This is a genomic window from Amaricoccus macauensis, from assembly GCF_049800915.1.
Taxonomy (GTDB): Bacteria; Pseudomonadota; Alphaproteobacteria; order Rhodobacterales; family Rhodobacteraceae; genus Amaricoccus; species Amaricoccus macauensis_A.
The window spans coordinates 295,891-311,365 of record NZ_JBNAFY010000002.1; the positions used below are offsets into that span (position 1 = coordinate 295,891).

The 15,475-nt window shown below is 64.7% G+C and carries 17 protein-coding genes and 1 pseudogene; 7 read left to right on the top strand and 11 right to left on the bottom strand.

The annotated features are described in order from the left end of the window. The first annotated feature begins 49 nt into the window (after positions 1–49). The 4 genes from ACP15W_RS05605 (at position 50) to ACP15W_RS05620 (ending at position 4,484) form a co-directional block, all read left to right on the top strand. Entirely contained in the window at positions 50–331 is a 282-nt protein-coding gene (locus ACP15W_RS05605; RefSeq protein WP_424931870.1) for a hypothetical protein, read from the top strand. After that, a complete protein-coding gene (locus tag ACP15W_RS05610) occupies positions 328–1,269 on the top strand; it encodes a hypothetical protein (RefSeq protein WP_424931871.1) in 942 nt (313 codons plus the stop codon). Before ACP15W_RS05605 ends, ACP15W_RS05610 begins: the two co-directional genes overlap by 4 nt. Before the next feature lie 75 nt (positions 1,270–1,344). Further along, positions 1,345–2,739, top strand: a complete 1,395-nt coding sequence (locus ACP15W_RS05615; protein ID WP_424931872.1) for an amidohydrolase family protein — start codon at positions 1,345–1,347, stop codon at positions 2,737–2,739. 134 nt (positions 2,740–2,873) lie between these two features. Beyond that, positions 2,874–4,484 carry a DUF3299 domain-containing protein gene (locus ACP15W_RS05620; protein ID WP_424931873.1) on the top strand — a complete coding sequence of 537 codons (1,611 nt, stop codon included), beginning with the start codon at positions 2,874–2,876 and terminating at the stop codon, positions 4,482–4,484. A 193-nt stretch (positions 4,485–4,677) separates the two neighbouring features. Here ACP15W_RS05620 and ACP15W_RS05625 read toward each other — a convergent pair whose 3' ends face one another. The 3 genes and pseudogenes from ACP15W_RS05625 to ACP15W_RS05635 form a co-directional block, all read right to left on the bottom strand. Further along, a complete protein-coding gene (locus ACP15W_RS05625; protein ID WP_424931874.1) occupies positions 4,678–4,938 on the bottom strand; it encodes a hypothetical protein in 261 nt (86 codons plus the stop codon). Next, positions 4,916–5,128 (bottom strand): annotated as a pseudogene (locus ACP15W_RS05630) (YcbK family protein); the annotation flags it as partial. The gene ACP15W_RS05625 and the pseudogene ACP15W_RS05630, both read right to left, overlap by 23 nt. 48 nt (positions 5,129–5,176) lie before the next feature. Further along, complete coding sequence (locus tag ACP15W_RS05635) at positions 5,177–5,347, bottom strand: hypothetical protein (RefSeq protein WP_424931875.1); 171 nt, start codon at positions 5,345–5,347, stop codon at positions 5,177–5,179. A 52-nt stretch (positions 5,348–5,399) separates the two neighbouring features. On the opposite strand from ACP15W_RS05635, the gene ACP15W_RS05640 reads away from it, so the two are divergent. Continuing rightward, a complete protein-coding gene (locus tag ACP15W_RS05640) occupies positions 5,400–5,648 on the top strand; it encodes a ParB N-terminal domain-containing protein (RefSeq protein WP_424931876.1) in 249 nt (82 codons plus the stop codon). 13 nt (positions 5,649–5,661) lie between these two features. On the opposite strand, the gene ACP15W_RS05645 is transcribed toward ACP15W_RS05640, so the two are convergent. The 3 genes from ACP15W_RS05645 to ACP15W_RS05655 all read right to left on the bottom strand — a co-directional run bounded on the left by ACP15W_RS05645 (position 5,662) and on the right by ACP15W_RS05655 (position 6,778). Further along, on the bottom strand, positions 5,662–6,027 hold the full coding sequence (locus tag ACP15W_RS05645) for a hypothetical protein (protein WP_424931877.1): 366 nt from the start codon (positions 6,025–6,027) through the stop codon (positions 5,662–5,664). After that, on the bottom strand, positions 6,027–6,560 hold the full coding sequence (locus ACP15W_RS05650; RefSeq protein WP_424931878.1) for an N-acetylmuramoyl-L-alanine amidase: 534 nt from the start codon (positions 6,558–6,560) through the stop codon (positions 6,027–6,029). The genes ACP15W_RS05645 and ACP15W_RS05650 overlap by 1 nt, the downstream gene beginning before the upstream one ends. 77 nt (positions 6,561–6,637) lie before the next feature. Continuing rightward, positions 6,638–6,778 carry a hypothetical protein gene (locus ACP15W_RS05655; protein ID WP_424931879.1) on the bottom strand — a complete coding sequence of 47 codons (141 nt, stop codon included), beginning with the start codon at positions 6,776–6,778 and terminating at the stop codon, positions 6,638–6,640. A gap of 221 nt (positions 6,779–6,999) precedes the next feature. Between ACP15W_RS05655 and ACP15W_RS05660 the strand changes: the two genes are divergently transcribed. Continuing rightward, a complete protein-coding gene (locus tag ACP15W_RS05660; RefSeq protein ID WP_424931880.1) occupies positions 7,000–7,992 on the top strand; it encodes a M23 family metallopeptidase in 993 nt (330 codons plus the stop codon). Between the two features lie 137 nt (positions 7,993–8,129). Then, positions 8,130–8,930: an alpha/beta fold hydrolase gene (locus ACP15W_RS05665; protein WP_424931881.1), complete on the top strand. Its 801-nt coding sequence runs from the start codon at positions 8,130–8,132 to the stop codon at positions 8,928–8,930. Positions 8,931–9,047: 117 nt separating this feature from the next. Here ACP15W_RS05665 and ACP15W_RS05670 read toward each other — a convergent pair whose 3' ends face one another. The 5 genes from ACP15W_RS05670 to ACP15W_RS05690 form a co-directional block, all read right to left on the bottom strand. After that, on the bottom strand, positions 9,048–9,629 hold the full coding sequence (locus ACP15W_RS05670) for a hypothetical protein (protein ID WP_424931882.1): 582 nt from the start codon (positions 9,627–9,629) through the stop codon (positions 9,048–9,050). 95 nt (positions 9,630–9,724) lie between these two features. After that, positions 9,725–11,842 (bottom strand): DUF2793 domain-containing protein, encoded by a 2,118-nt coding sequence (locus ACP15W_RS05675; RefSeq protein WP_424931883.1) that lies wholly within the window; start codon positions 11,840–11,842, stop codon positions 9,725–9,727. A gap of 43 nt (positions 11,843–11,885) precedes the next feature. Beyond that, positions 11,886–15,014 (bottom strand): VWA domain-containing protein, encoded by a 3,129-nt coding sequence (locus ACP15W_RS05680; protein WP_424931884.1) that lies wholly within the window; start codon positions 15,012–15,014, stop codon positions 11,886–11,888. Next, complete coding sequence (locus ACP15W_RS05685) at positions 15,004–15,216, bottom strand: hypothetical protein (protein WP_424931885.1); 213 nt, start codon at positions 15,214–15,216, stop codon at positions 15,004–15,006. Before ACP15W_RS05685 ends, ACP15W_RS05680 begins: the two co-directional genes overlap by 11 nt. Beyond that, a complete protein-coding gene (locus ACP15W_RS05690; protein ID WP_424931886.1) occupies positions 15,213–15,461 on the bottom strand; it encodes a hypothetical protein in 249 nt (82 codons plus the stop codon). Before ACP15W_RS05690 ends, ACP15W_RS05685 begins: the two co-directional genes overlap by 4 nt. Between the last annotated feature and the right edge of the window lie 14 nt (positions 15,462–15,475).

Below are 15,475 nucleotides of genomic sequence, written 5' to 3' on the forward strand. Positions count from 1 at the left end.
CGTTCTCCGCGTCGGGTAAATGCGCGCAAGCTACCCCGCGAGAGGGCACATGTCGGACACTCACCTTGAAGCGTTGATCTCGCGGTTTCCCGCCTTCGCGGATGTCATCGCAGGGCTTCATCGCGACGACCCGAGCTTCCGGTCGGTCTGCGAAGAGATGCAGATGGCCGCGATAGCGCGGTCGCATTGGAGAGACATGCCGGATCACGCCGAGGAGTTTGCGCGGATCGTGGAGCGCTTGGAGCAAGAGTTCCTCGACGCTGTAAGAAACGAAAATGGCTCAGGCCTGCCGCGATCAGCGCCTGGTATGCTGCGTAGCGTGAAGAAGTGAAGATGCGCAGAGGACCCCCAAGAATGACAGAAAGACTGTGCTGCTGGAAACCGACCCAGCGCCGTGTTGCGCAAACCTTTTCGATGCCTTCGCATGGCTTGCCGGTTCTTCTTCTGGTCCTTGCACTCAATGGCTTGCCCGCACATTTGTATGCCCAAGACGGGTCGAATCTTCCCGAACTCCAGCGCGATCTCGAAGAGATCAACAACGGCACCAACCCGACGCTTCTGACGACGCAGGCGGGGATCCAGTATCAGTTCAATCAGATCAACCCCGATCTGGACACGGGCTTGCTCGAGCTCTTTTACACGCAGCCGTTCGGAGATGGGAGCCGTGCATTCAGGCTGACGGTCCCCTTCTCCGACAGTGAGTTCAACTCGCATCCGAGGCTGGGCGACGCGGCTCTAGCGTTTGCCGAAAACCCCGACATCGGCGCCGAACTTGCGCTGGGTGACATCAGCCTCACCTACATCGACGTTTTCTATCTTACAGAGCGGAACGGATCTGCCTTCACGTTCGAACTCTTCCTCGACATGGCCGCGACCGATTTTGCCGGTTACGGCCAGTTGGCCGGGGAAACGTCGCTCTTTTACGCATGGTTTCTCGATAACGGGTCGATCTTCGCCCCGGCGTGGGTTCAGACGTTCGGCCTCGAGGGAGGCAATGATGACGGCCAGAACGTCAATGTCACGACGATCGATTTCTACTATGTGCCGAAGCTGGCCAACCCAAAGTACTACCTCACGTTCGACCCGGCCGTGATCCGCGACTGGGAAACCGACGACACGTTCGGCAGCCTTCAGGTGACAGCTGGCATGCTGACTGGGCGGGCGTTCGGCGGCGACAGCCAGGTCTTCATCAAGCCAGGCATTTTGTTCGGCGGCGATGGGCCCGCCGACTGGTCAGTACAAGTCGGCTTCAAGGTGCTAAACTTCTGATCGATCAAACCGGCCATGTAATCAACCTGCTGCCTGCTCCGACAAACCCCCATCTTCTTTCAATGGAAGTCGAACATGAAGAACCGCCCCCTGACCTTGCTTCTGTGCACCACCATCGCAGCCTCACCTGTTGTAGCGATTGCTCATGACGCCAACCATGCCGTCGCTCCCGCGGGGGTCGTGGGAGAAATCGAGACGACGAACGTCAAGATGCGGTTCGACAACGTCGTTATCCGCAATGCACAAGTATTCAACGGCTGCGACGAAGAACTTGCTGACGTGGACGTGCTTGTTTCGGGGCAACTGGTCTCGCAGATCGGCACAGATATCGAGACGCCAGACGGCGCGTTCGAGATCGATGCGGAAGGCCATACGCTCATCCCTGGCCTGATCGACGCGCACTGGCATGGCGTGTTCGCGGAAGCGACGATCGCCCAACTGGCGCTGACCGGCGAAGGCTACTGGAACCTGCTGGCAGCCAAGGCGCAGAACAACGCCCTGTCGCGCGGATTCACGACGGTGCGCGATGTGGCTGGTCCGATGTTCGATATCGCCCGTGCAACCGATGAGGGCCTGATTGACGGTCCGCGTGTCTTCGCATCGGGCCCTGCACTCTCGATCACGGCAGGCCACCAGGATTTCCGCATCACGCGGGAGGTGCCTCAGCCCATCGGCCAACTGCATTCGTTCGAGACGAACAACATGTTTTACATAACCGACGGCGTACCCGACGTGTTGAAGCGCGTGCGCGAGAACCTCATGCAGGGGGCCACGCATATCAAGCTGATGGCGGGCGGCGGCGTGACCTCGGCCTATGACCCGATCCACACCATCCAGTTCACGGACGAAGAATTCCAGGCCGCCGTCGAGGCGACCGAAGCCTGGGGCACCTATGTCACCACCCACGCCATCAACGACGAGGCCGTGCGGCACTCGGTCGAGAACGGCGCGCGCAGCGTTGAGCACGGCCACATGGCCACACGCGAGACGCTTCAGATGATGAAGGACGAGGACGTCTGGCTCAGCATGCAACCCTTCCTCGACGACGAGGATGCGCCCGCGCTCAACGATTTCCAGAAGGAGAAGTACCAGTCCGTGGTTGTCGGGACCGATTTCGTCTATCGCACGGCAAAAGAACTGGGCCTCAAGATCGCCTTCGGCACTGACACGCTCTTCAGCGCGGACCTTGCCGAACGGCAGGGCGCGGTGCTCGCCAAGATGGAGCGCTGGTTTACGCCCTACGAGACGCTGAAGATGGCAACGTGCGACAATGCCGAACTGCTGAAGATGTCGGGCGAGCTGACGCCCTATCCGCTCGGCCCGCTCGGCGTGATCGAGGAAGGCGCCTATGCCGATCTCATCCTCGTCAACGGCAATCCGCTTGAGGACCTGCAGCTGATCAGCGACCCGAAAGCGAAATTTGGCGTGATCATGAAGGACGGCGTGATCTACAAGTACGACATGGAATGACAGGTCGCGGACCGCAAACGCCCTGCGGAACGGGAGGTCACCCGTGCCGGGCGCCATGTGCCGCCAGTCCACGCACGGGCGCCGCAGGGGCCGGCGCTGTGAGGCCCGAGCCCTCTGCAACCCCAAGGCCGGGCTTGGCAAACCGGACCGCGTCCCGGGCTCGGCACGGTCGCGCGCCCAGCGGCCGCTATGTTGGTACACCGGAACGGCCCGTCGCGCGGTGGGCGGCTCTGGCCTTTCTCTGGGTCGTGCTTGCTGAACCGGTCCTGGCCGAACCGGAGGCGCCGGATCTAGCACAGTGGGATGCGTTGACCCCCGCCGTCGCACCCTACGACGATCCGTTTCTGGAAATGACCTACAAGCAGAAGGACGATCTCCGCACGATCCTCGACGCTGCGCACCGCAGCGAGGACGCGGCACTGGCCGAACGCGTGCAAGAGGCCCGCGCGCGGCTCCGCACCGAAGGCTACGATGCCGACGCACTGCTGGCCCAGCGGCTTATGGTCATGGAGAAGCGCCGGGAAAAGGCGACTGGGGTGACCGAACGCTACCTGGGGCGCGAGGTGCTGGTGGATGGCTACGTCCTGCCCCTGCGCGCGGGCGAAGGCCGTGTGCACAGCTTCCTGCTGGTGCCCTGGGTCGGTGCGTGCATCCACACACCGCCCCCACCGCCCAACCAGATAATCCGTATCGACGTCCCCGACGGGATCGAAATCGACAAGACGTTTCACGCAATCCGGTTTCGCGGCGTGCTCGCGCATGAACCGACCGTCAGCAATCTCTTTCTCGTTGATGGCACACGGCTGGTCGAATCCTCCTACACGCTGCAGAACGCGCAAGCTTGGGGCGAACCGGGCGAGATTTCGGCAAAGGCTGCCACGCCGGTTCAGGGCAACCTGCTCGCCTGGGCTCGGGTTTGGATCGACACCCTCTTCACCTCGGCCATGCGCTCCATCGATGAAGGACGGTCGCTCGGGGCCGCGGCTTTCGCCCTGATGGTCGCATTCCTCTACGGAGCTTTGCACACGTTGGGGCCGGGACACGGCAAGGCGGTCGTGATCTCCTACTTCGTCGGCCAGGGCGGCGGCCTTCGCCGTGGCGTCTTGATGGGAAGCCGCATCGCCGTCACCCACGTGGCCTCGGCCGTGGCCGTCGTTTTCCTGCTCGATCTCGCTGTTCGGCAGGCGACGGGCGCAGCGCCGTCCGACTACCGGCTCATCCGTCTGGCGAGCTACGGGCTGATCGTCCTGATCGGCGCGTCGATGCTCTGGCAGGCGCTGCGGGCGCTTGTTCACGACCGCCAGCACCCGGTCCATGACCACAGCCACACGGGATGCGCCGCCTGCGCGGGAGCCGACAGCTCTGCAGGCGCGTCCGGCGGCTGGATTGCACTTGCCGTTGGCATCGTTCCCTGCACCGGCGCCCTGATCGTCATGCTCTTCGGTCTCGCGAACGATCTTGTTGTTCCGGCAATCCTGATGGTGTGCGCAATCTCCGCAGGCATGGCCCTTGCCATGTCTGCGATCGGGGTCGCCGCGATCATGGGCAGGGCGGCGCTCGAATGCAGGACGCGGGCCAACCTCGGCGGAAAGATACGTTTTGAAACCGGCGCACGTCTTGCAGGGGCAAGCTGTGTCTTGCTGCTCGGTCTGGCACTTTTTCTGGCCACGCTGTCCCAGACGGCAGCTTTTGGTACGGCGGTGACCGCGGTCGCATTGGCCGAAACGCCTATGTCGGGAGACTGATGACTGCATGAAATCGCGCCAGCTGGATCTGGCTTACGCGCAGACCCGAGCCTGCTCCCGCATCATAGCGTAGTCCACGAGCATCTCTGCGATCGCCGACTCCTCCGGCAGCAAGGCCAGTTCCTCAGCCGCCCGCGCTTGGAACTCCGGGCTATACTCGACGACAGGCGGACAGGCTCCGAGGCTTCCGACGTCAGAAGCTCCCACCGCGCAGCCGCTCAGCAAGATCGTCGCGAGAACGCGGACGGCGCGCCGCCGCCTCGAGCATCCGTCGTTGAGCTTCATAGGTGTTCTCCATGGTCTCGAGCCGCTCAGCCAGCCATCCCGCTCGCTCGCCGGAGCGACGCAGCGCCAACAGGAACGACAAGATCGCCAGGGCGATGACGCCGTAGCGGAGCGCAGCGCGCGCCCATGCTGATCCGGTGAGCGTGGCGACGCCCCCGGCGCCAGTCATCGAGGCGGGCGTAGATCGTGACGGCGATGCCCCCAAGCGCGACGGCGATGAACACCCAGCGGAGCGTATGGAGATACGGGACGAGTGGCAGGATTGAGGTCTGCGTCTCGGAAAGTACCTTCTGCGCAACCTTGACGCCGGCAGCCCCGATAGTCGAGACTCCCGCCGCGCCGCCGCCTTTCCTGGTGCGGCCGATCTTCGTCCAAGCCCCGACGCCGAAGTAGGCGTCGGAGTTGGTCTAGGCCTTGAAGCGCGGCAGCCGGGGCTGATCGACGATACCGGTGGCGTTGTCGATGCTCAGCCCGTCGAAGACGGTGCTGCCGTCAGCGGAAACGGCGAGGCGGAACCGGTCAGAGCCGAACAGCCGAGCAGCGCCTTTGACTCCAGACCATTTTTGCCACTCATACATCCTGATCGTGGATCGGGCTTTGCTCAGCGAGCCAAGGGCCGTAGAATGTCATATGATCAAGAAGCAGGTTTTCCAGATCGCCTCCATTTACGTTCCGGTCAAGCGCATGAAGTCGCTCGAGGCGGAGAAGGTCGTCGGCATTGCCGAGAGCATCCTGGAAGAGGGCCAGAACAACCCGGTTCTGGTTCGCGCAGATGGCAATCGATACGTTCTCGTCGAGGGACTGCACCGTCTGGAGGCCCTGAAGTCGCTTGGCGAGACAACCGTGGACGGATATCTCGTGCAGGCCCGCAAGCACTGACGCACCTGAGACCTCACTGAGAAACTTGACCTTCAGGTTCCTGATTGCCCGGGCCACCAGTCCTGTTCTTTGCCCTCTCGATCACGGCCTGCGCCCGCGCCTCTGCGAGCTCCCGGTTCATCCCGTCCAACTGCCATCGCGCCACGGCATCCGGCGCCGCTTGCTTTACATACTCCATGACCTCCCGCGCTGTCGGCGCTCGCCCTTCGCGGATCAGCCAGTCGGCACCATTGCGCATGGCGCTGTCGAGGACCTCGCGCGCCGCCGTATCGAGCCGGATCTTGAGATACCGCTCCAGCGCATAGACCAGGTAGGGGACGAGGAGGCTGATTGCGGTGCTGACGACCAGGTTGGTCAGCTCGTTGGCCCAGATCTCCATCAGGTCCTCCCGAGAACGCGGCTTGCAGTGCGCCAGACACGTGCGAGCCAGGCCGCAGGGGTGGGTTGGTCTGCCCCGGCAAGAGCTTCAGCTTGGGCTCGCTCGATCTCCGCCCACCACGGGATCACGTCGAAGCCCGGGCATTGGGTCGGCGCGAGATCCCGATGCCCGACGACTTTCGCGCCCGGATACCGCTCCCGCAGGTCCCGAATCAGCCGGATCAGGCTTTCCTCCTGCGTGGGGGCCATGTTGTTGACGCCAACATGGGCGCCGCTGTCGCGCTCGAGGCCGCCAGCCCAGCAGATGCCGATCTTGCCGGCGTTCTGGCCGATGACGTGCGCGCCCTGTTCGGTCTCCGTCCGGCCAGTCTCAACGGAGCCATCACGTCGGATGAACAAATGATAGCCGATGCAGCGGAATGGCGGCGTGCGAGCGCGATGCATGCGATCGATGTCCGCGGCCGTCAGGTTCTGGTCTGGGTATGTCGCGGAATAGTGGATCACCACATGCGTGATGGGTCCGATGGGGCTCATCGGGGTGCTCCTTGATTGGATTGGGAAGGAAAAGGGGAGGGGAAGGGAAGGGAAGGGAATGCCTGCCGGGTTCAGTCTCAGTTTGCGACCAATCGACGGGCGCGTCCGAAGGCTTTCCTCAGTTCGCCGGCAATCACCGGCTCCTCGACATAGGAGCGCGAGCGCTGGGTGCGAATGACGCGGTCCTCACCGGACAGGTTGCGAAGGCTTTTCTTCAAGGCTGCGACATCGCTGCCGCGCACGAGGCCGGTCGAGTTCGAGGAGCGTGCGCAGGCGCGCCAGCCGCGGATCGGTGGAAGACAACAGCCCTCCCCATCGAGCTCAAAACATTTAAGTCCACTGCCTGGAGCAAACTGTGTCCGGTCAGTGTAGAATGTCGGGATCTTTGCGCCGCTGAAGCGTATTCGCGTTCAACAACCACCCGCATGGAGGACCGAAAATGAAACTTCCAGCCACCATCATGGTCGCGATCCTGAGTGCTGGCAGTGGACTACATGCGGATGAGCCTTTCCGCGTTGGACTTCCCGTCTATTGCGCTTTCGGAACTGTCTGCAGCGTACAGAACTATTTCGACCTTGATCCGGGTCCCGGACGTCTCGACCCGGGCTGCGGCCGCCTGAGTTACGATGGGCACGACGGAACCGACTTCAGGGTTCGTGACCTTGTGGCGATGCGGGAGGGCGTCACAGTGGTGGCCGCGGCAGAAGGCGTGGTGAAGGCCATCCGGGACGGGATGGCGGACGTCAGCATCCGGGAGACCGGGCGCGAGGCAGTCGACGGGCGGGAGGCCGGCAATGGAGTGCTGATCGAACATGACGGGGGGTGGGAAACGCAGTACTCGCATCTTCGCTCGGGAACCGTGGCCGTTGAACCCGGCGACCGAGTGGAGGCAGGAACCGCTCTCGGAATGATCGGTCTCTCCGGGGCAACCGAGTTCCCGCATCTGCATTTCACACTGCGAAAGGATGGGGTCGAAATTGATCCCTATACTGGCGCAGATCGGGCATGGACGTGTGGCTCGCCCAAATCGTCGTTCTGGACCGAGGAAGCCGCGGAAGTGCTGACCTACGTCCCGACAGGGTTGCTGATCGCAGGCTTCTCGTCCGTGGCCCCCGACGCAGATGCGGTGCGTCGAGGCGAGCAGCGGTTGGGACAATCGGCCTGGGACCCGGAAGCCCTGGTGATCTGGGCAGATGTTTTTGGCGCCCAAGCTGGGGACGTTCAGTCCTTCCGCATCGTCGATCAACATGGACGTGCCCTACTGGACAACCAAAGTGTGCTCGAGGCCGATAACGTAAGCTGGTTTTCCTTTGCAGGACGACGTCGGCCGCCCGAAGGATGGATACCAGGTACATATACCGGAACATTCGAGATCTCGCGCGCCGGGAAGACGATTATCTCCAAGACGGTTCCCATTCTGATCGAGCGGTAGTCGTCTTTGCGAAACTGGAGAACTGGCTGCGGTGTGACTTTGAGAAAAAACAGGTGTTGACGACAAACAATCATGCCGCTCGGGGCAATCGTGCTGGGGAACGCACTCGGAGCGAACTTCACAGCCGCTGGATCAGCATGGGCGAGCTTACCCTTCACACGGTTATGACCTCCGACGCCTGTCCGCCGGAGAAGGGCGTCGTGGTTCTGGTGCACGGTCTGGGAATGTCGAGCCGGTACATGATCCCGCTGGCCAGACACCTGGCATCGAACTTCTGGGTCTGTGCGCCCGACCTTCCGGGTTTCGGGTTAAGCTCGAAGCCGCGCCACGTTCTCACTGTAAGGGAGCTGGCGGATGCGCTTGCGGCGCTCCTGAGCGTGATGGGGATCCAGAGGGCCGCCTTCATCGGCAACTCCCTGGGCTGCGAAATTCTCGCGGAGCTTGCGCTCAGACATCCTGAGCGCGTCGAGAGATTGATTCTGCAGGGGCCGACGCCCGACCCGAAAGATCGGTCGGCTCTCCAGAAAGTGACATATTTTGCGATCACCTGCCTGTTCGAGCGCTGGTCGCTGGGTTGGATCGCGCTGAGCGACTATTTCCGGTGCGGGATCTGCCGGTATTTCATCACGTTCCACCACATGATGGAGCAGCTTCTGGAGCCCAAGCTGCCACTTATCGCGGCGCCGACACTGATTGTTTGGGGCGCGCGCGATTACATTGTGCCGCTTAGTGCCGTTGAACGCTATGCGAGACTGCTGCCGAATGGTCATCTGGCTGTGGTTCCGGGGGCAGCGCACGGAATGAACTACTCCCATCCGGAGCTTCTCGTGCGGACTGTGCATTCCTTCCTCAATGAATGCGAAGGACACGGGCATCAGAGACTTGATCCCGTGATACCGCTTCTGACGACCGGCCCGTCAGGCGAGGTCGCGGAATAGTGGATCACCACATGGGTGATCTTGCCGATAGGGCTCATCGAGGTCTCCTCGTGTCTGATTGGGAGGGTGGTGCGCGCAGATAGGACCGCATGGTCGGAGCTGCTGACGCGCCTCTTTTCAGGGCGCCGGCCGCAGCCGAAACGCCACTGGCTCGGTCTCGTTGAAGACCGGCTGATCTCCGCAGCGGAACTTCAGGATCAGCGAGATCAGGATCCGTCCCGGCTGCAGATCCTCCGGGGCGGTGAAGGTCATACGAAGGCGCTGGGCGCCGGTCGGGAGCAGGCGGATCTGGCGGAGCGGCGGCCCGCCACTGCGGATGCCGCTTCGATCCTCGAAGACGGCATTGCCGGCGAGAAAGTCGCAGCTGGCGCCCACTTCCGTGCGCTCGACGAAGAGCACCAGCACCACCGGATCCCCCAGCGTGACCGGCTCCTCGACATAGGAGCGCGCGCGCCTTGTTCGGATCACCCGGTCCTCGCCGGAGAGGCTGCGGACGTCAGCCGCCAGAGCGGCCACATCGCTGGCGCGTGCCAGATCCTCGAGTTCCAGAAGAATGCGCAGGCGTGCGATCAGCGGATCGGCGAAGGCCAGCCAGAGCACCATGGCGAGCGTGCCGAAGATGAGCGAGATCGCTGCACCGATTGCCATGGCGTCGCGGATGAGCCGGGCGAACCGGTTCAGTGTCGGGAAGAGAGACATGGGAAATCTCCTGCTCGGAGGTCAGTGGAGCTTCAGGGCTGAGACGTGACAGACGAGGGACTGTGGGACCCGGCCGGGCGGTCTGGACCCCAGCGTCATGCCGAACCGGTCTGCCCCGCCTCGAGCGCCGAAACGCGCGCCCGCAGCAGTTGCACCTCTCGCACCAGCAGCGGCACGAGGGCCGAGGGGTCGATCGACCAGGGCACGAAGTGCGGCTCATCAGGCGCACCCTCGCCGGGTGTGACCGCCTCGGGGAAGACGGTGTGCATCGCCTGCGCGGACGAGAAGCCGCGGCGGCGCCGGCCGAACATCGCGAAGTCATGCACCGGGATGGCGTCCAGGATCGGGCCGGGGTCGAAGTCCTGCCGGTCGGATTTGAGCCGTTCGTCGGAGGTGGTGTTGAACGTGGTGGAACCGGCGCCATCGGTGCGGATCGTGCCGGCAATGCCGCCCGAGGCATCGTAGAAGATATGATGGAAGGCGTTGCCCGCCTCCGAGCGGGAGGAGCGCATGGTGTAGTTTTGACCCGGGCGGATGTCCTTGCCGCTTGTCTCTCCCGTCAGCGAGAGGTTGCCCCAGTCGCAGGAGAGGCTCGAGATCGACAGGAGACCGGCCGCGACCCCGAGACTGGAGAAGGCCGCGGCAGCGGGTTCCGAGCCCCCGATCGCCACGCCATCGATCGTGCCGCCGGTGAGCGTGACATTGGCCGGATCCGGCAGTGCGCCGGGCACCCACTTGCCCGATCCGACATCCCAGATGAGCGCATCGCCCCCCGCGGGCGCTGTGGTCTGGAGATCGGTATCGCCGAGTTCCCGCAGCGTGGTGGTGAGCCCGGTGGCCTCGACGACCTCGATCGCGAGGAAGGTCGCCTCCGGGCCGGTGGCAAAGCTCTCGCCGACCCAGGCGGCCAGATCGAAGACATCGCCCTCGGCCACCTCGAGCACCGGTGTGGAGATGGTGGTGCCGGGCGTGTCGAGGCCTTCCGTCCGGATCGTGCCTTCGGCCACACTCTCGCCATTTCTGCGGATCGCCAGCGCGTTGCTTGCCGGCATCGTGTCCGACCCGTCCACCTTCAGACCGGCTTTCAGCCGGACCCGGGTGACGCCGGCCGGCACTGTGAGCCGCGAGGGCTCTGCGGCGGACCAGAAGCCGAGGGAATCGTAGCTGACCGCGTCCCAGGCGAGCGGCGTCCAGGAACCGGTAGTCGCATGCACATGAGTTGCGGTCATCACTGCCAGCGCGCCCCTGAAGGGAATGCCGACACCGGAGGCCTCGAGGTCGCGGGCGGTGATCCTTGCCCCGGCAGACCAGCCCTCGCCATACATCGGGCCCACCGAGATTGCGGTGAGGGCCTCGTTGCCGGCGTTTATCCAGACCCCGCTGGTGAGGCACATGGTGTCCGACCCGGCAGTGGTCAGCATCTCGACGAAGACCGGACCATTCGCGATCGGCTGGCTGGCGCGGATCCGGCTGATCTGCGGATGGCCTGCGGATGCGTCCGAGGATCCGCGCAACGCGATCAGGAAATCACTGTCGAGGTTCTGGCTCGTGTTGTTGCTGCTGGCGCCGTTCCCGTAGTGCCGGCGAAAGAAATACCCGCCCGCGGCATTGGCACCGTTGACGAACACCCGGGCATTGGTGACGAGCCCGGCAGGCAGGCTTACAAGAACCTCGATGTCGCGCACGTTCTCGGGGATGGGGATGGTCGCGACCTCTTCGAGCGCCAAAGCCGACAGGATCGCGTCATGAAACACCGCGGATCCCTCCGCGGTAGCGCCGGCGATCCCAGAGACCTGCGCCCATTCCACGCCGCTCTCATCAGAGCGGACCGACAGCACCCGCCCGGCGTTGCCGATGACGTCCGGATGGCTGCCGGTTTCAACCCAACCCGTGCCATTGAACCGGAGGCGAACGCCCTCATCGAGCACCAGCACCTCCCAGCCGGTCTGCGGCGCAAGAAACACCCAGGCTTCCGATCCCGATGCTCCGTCCCACAGCGCCAGATTGCTGGCGTTCTCGTCCGCGTCCTCGGGGACGAGAAAGATGTCACCCGTGGCACCTGAGGCGGGCAGGGGGGTGCTCTGCGACAGCGCGCGCGCCTGGACCAGCGCCGAGAGCCGGCGCAGATCCTCGCTCAGGGGCGTGCCCCAGTCCGTCTGTCCGGGATCGTAGAAAGCCCGCAGGCCCAGCCCCGGCAGGATCCGTTCCGGCATGGTGGTACCTCATCGATCGTCTGTGTTGAGATTGGGGGCCGCCTCAGCTGCCCCAGCTTGCGCCCCAGGCCACGCCCCAGCCGGCGCCGGCAATCAGGAACCGCAGCGCGCGGTCTTCGCGGGCGTAAGCCCAAGTCCCGCCCTCAATGCGCCGGGCGCGGACCACAACATCGATGGCGGTGACGCCCTCAGGGGCGTCCTCCACCGGCACATCCGCGAGGCTCAGGACCCGGGAGGTGCCGGTCCCGGCATCGATCTCCGTAGCCGCCGGCACGATGGCGTCGCCCGTCTCCGGGTCGACCCAGCGGATCTCGACAGCATAGGACACGCCCGGTTCCGGCCCGATCGAAGTGGCGGTATAGTCGGCAATCACCGGGCTGGTCTGCGACAGCCGGTCGCGATGCGCCCAGGTCAGCGTCACGCCATCCTTGAGCAGCGCACCCGCGGGCGGGGCGTAGGTGCCATTGGCCTGCAGCCGACCAACGGGAAGGGGCCTGAATGCGCGCTGGTCAAAGGTGACCAGGTCCTCGGGCGCGGAGCCCCAGCCGAGCACGCCCTTGCCGGTGACCGACAGGAGGCGGGCGGTGACCGTTTCGCCAGCGGTGTAGTCCGTGGTGCCGATCCCGGCGACGGCATCGAAGAAGATCACCGGTGTTCCAGCTGCGTGGGCCCGCGGGACCGTATCGAGACAGCCGCGCCCGACCCAGATCCGGCTTTCCGAGACCCCATCCACGCGCACCAGTTCGCCGCCGATACCCGCTAGAGAGCCGATCGCGACCTCGTCGATATCGACCCAGTCACTGACGAGCAGCTCGCGCGCCTCCGGATCATCGGACAGGGTCTCCGCCAGCAGGCAGGATGGTGCAAGCGACCCGACGCCGTCCTGCTCCGGTCCGGTGCCGGGATCGACCCAGAGCTGCGGGCTCTCGGCATCCGGGGCAGGGCGCCCGGCCACCGCGACCAACACGCCTGCGGTGGAATCCTCGGCGAGCGCCGCATCGGCTTGCGCGTGGCCCAGTTCGCGCACCAGCAGCCAGTAGGGTGCTTCTTCGACCAGGCGACGCGCAAGCGGCCGGGGCCGGCTGGTGAGATCGGTCCGGGGCGGTTCGCGGCCACCCGCGATCGGCGTGGATCCCAGCGCAAAGACATCTTCGGCGAGTGCAATGCGGATGCCATTCGCGCGCCCGTCGCCATGACCGACTTCGGAGATGCGGGCCAGGACGTCCGTTCCGCCCAGCCGGGCTTCGGACCGCAAACGGATGACATCGCCCGGGTTGAGGCTGCTGCCTTCCCGATTGACCACGATCTCGCCCGAAAGCAGCGGGGCCGAGAGCGCGTGCAACTCGCGCTCGGCGACCCGGACCGCCAGGCTCTGGACCCTGAGCCCTGGAAAATCTCTTGTCGCGGCTATCACCTCGCCCAGCTGCTGAACGGCGGCCGGATCGGTGACGCTGACGGCGGCGGTCTCCTCGGTCTGGGCCTCAGTGTAGCGCACGGTCACCGAGTTGCAGAGTTCGGCTGCGGTGCGCCGCCCCAATCGGCCCCAGTCGACGACATTGGTCTCATCGAAGAGAGGCAGACTGTTGGGATCGTAATCATCGCGGATCAGCTTCAGCTCCCAGAGCCCGGTGCGGCGATCGATGAAGAGCGACGCATCGATATGGGTAAGCACGTCGTGGACGAAGTCCTCGATGGAGCTGTCCTGCTGCCAGATCAGCGACAGGCCGAAGCCTTCGGCGTAGAGCGTGTCGGCGGCGTCTTCAAAGCTTGCCCCGATCTCGGTCTCGCCGAAGCCGAGCCCCCAGATCGCATTCGTCAGACACTCGCGAATGATATGGGCCGGGTTCATGTCCGGTCCGGTGCCGAAGGCGGCGCGCATCGAGGCGACGAGCGCGGTGGAACTACCGGATTGCACGACCGGCACGCCATCGATCGGCGTGTTGTCGATTGCGGCAATGGCGGACGTATCCGCGCTGGCGATGCCGATCGCGAAGATATCCGCCGCAGGCATGGCGGCGATCGCTTCGAGGGCGTCCTCGAGCGAACTGGCCGGTTCCGGTTCGCCATCGGTCACGAAGAGCACGATGCGACGCTTCTCGCCCGCGTCCGAGAAGAAGCCGGCCGCGGAGTCGAAGGCGAGGCCGAAGTCGGTGCCGCCATCCGTGACAGTCGAGAGTCCGCTTACCCAGGCTTCCATCTCGGCATAGTCCGCGGCACCCATGTTGCGGCGCTCGATCGACCCCACCACTTCATCGGCCCAGAGCACGATGCGGATGTCGTTGGGGCGATCCGCATCGGCATTGCGGCCGATCTCTTCGATCAGCGTCGCCACAGCGCCTTTCTGGGCGGCCATCCGAGATCCCGACATCGAGCCCGAGACATCGAGCGCGATATGGATCGCGGCATCGGAGATCCGCGCCTCGGTGACGATGGCCGCCTTCTCGGGATACCATTGCGAGGCGCCACCTTCGGCTGTGAGCACGCGGGTGAGGCGCACCGCCCAGGGCTTCAGATAGGGATTGATGCCGAGATAGACCCGTCGCAGCACCAGGCTCACGATGCCGCGGTAGCCCGGAGCCTCGCCGCCCAGCCGGGCTGCGAGATAATCATTCGCACCCTGACCCGGCCCGCCCATCAGGATGTCGATGTCACCGCGGATGCCACCCTCGCGCGACTTGCCGCCGAACAGATTGGGCTTGTCGATCCGGATCCGGCCACCACCGGCGCCGCCATTCGCCGCCCCACTTGCGGCCTCGAAGACCTCGACATCCTGGGACGGGAAGGTGAGGTCACCCGGCTCGACACTCCAGGTGGTTTCGTCCGTCTCTGCATCCCAGGCGATGGAAAGCAGCGTCACCTCGCGCGACCCGCCACCCGAAAGCGCGAGCCGGTAACTCTGTCCCCGGCGCACGCCAGCCAAGGTGCCCGGGAAGGTGATCGAGGCACCAGCATCGCCCGTCTGCGCCGATGTCGCGGCCATGTCCGCGACGGTCCCGATGCGCGCCGGGGCGTCCGGGGATCCGCCTGCGGGCGCAGAGCCAGTGGTGGCGGACCAGGCGGGTTTGTCATCGACCAGGATCTCGCGGATGACATCGACTGGCCCATGGCAGAGCGCGAGATGCGCCCCAAGCGCATAGCGATAGCCGACGGTCTGGGTCTTGCTACCGCCCATGGTCGCGCTCCTGCCTCTCCCGCGCCTCCGCGGCCCGCACAGCCGCATTCACCAGGGCATCCCCCGTAGCCTGCAGCCGTTCGGCCGCAATGCCATCCCGAACCAGCTCGGCCCACTCGAACCCGTTGCGCGCGAACCAGGCCCGGGCGCCCTTCAGGCAATAGCGGGCGGTGCGCAGGTCCTGCACCGTGACACGGGTCATTTCTTGCCGCCTTTCTTGCGGATCGGATCCACCTTGAGATCCCCGGCCCAGACCACGTTCGGTCCCCGGATCAGCACCGTGCCGAAAACCACCGGGATCGCCCGGCCTTCCTCGGCGGTGGGGATCGAGAAATCATCGAGCGCGGCCGCCGTCGGCTTGTCGGGGCGCTGCCGCGGCGTGAGCGCATAGGAGAGCGCCGAAAGCAGCAGCCCGACCACGAGCTGCGCGATGAAGTTCCAGGCCATGGGACCTCTCGAGG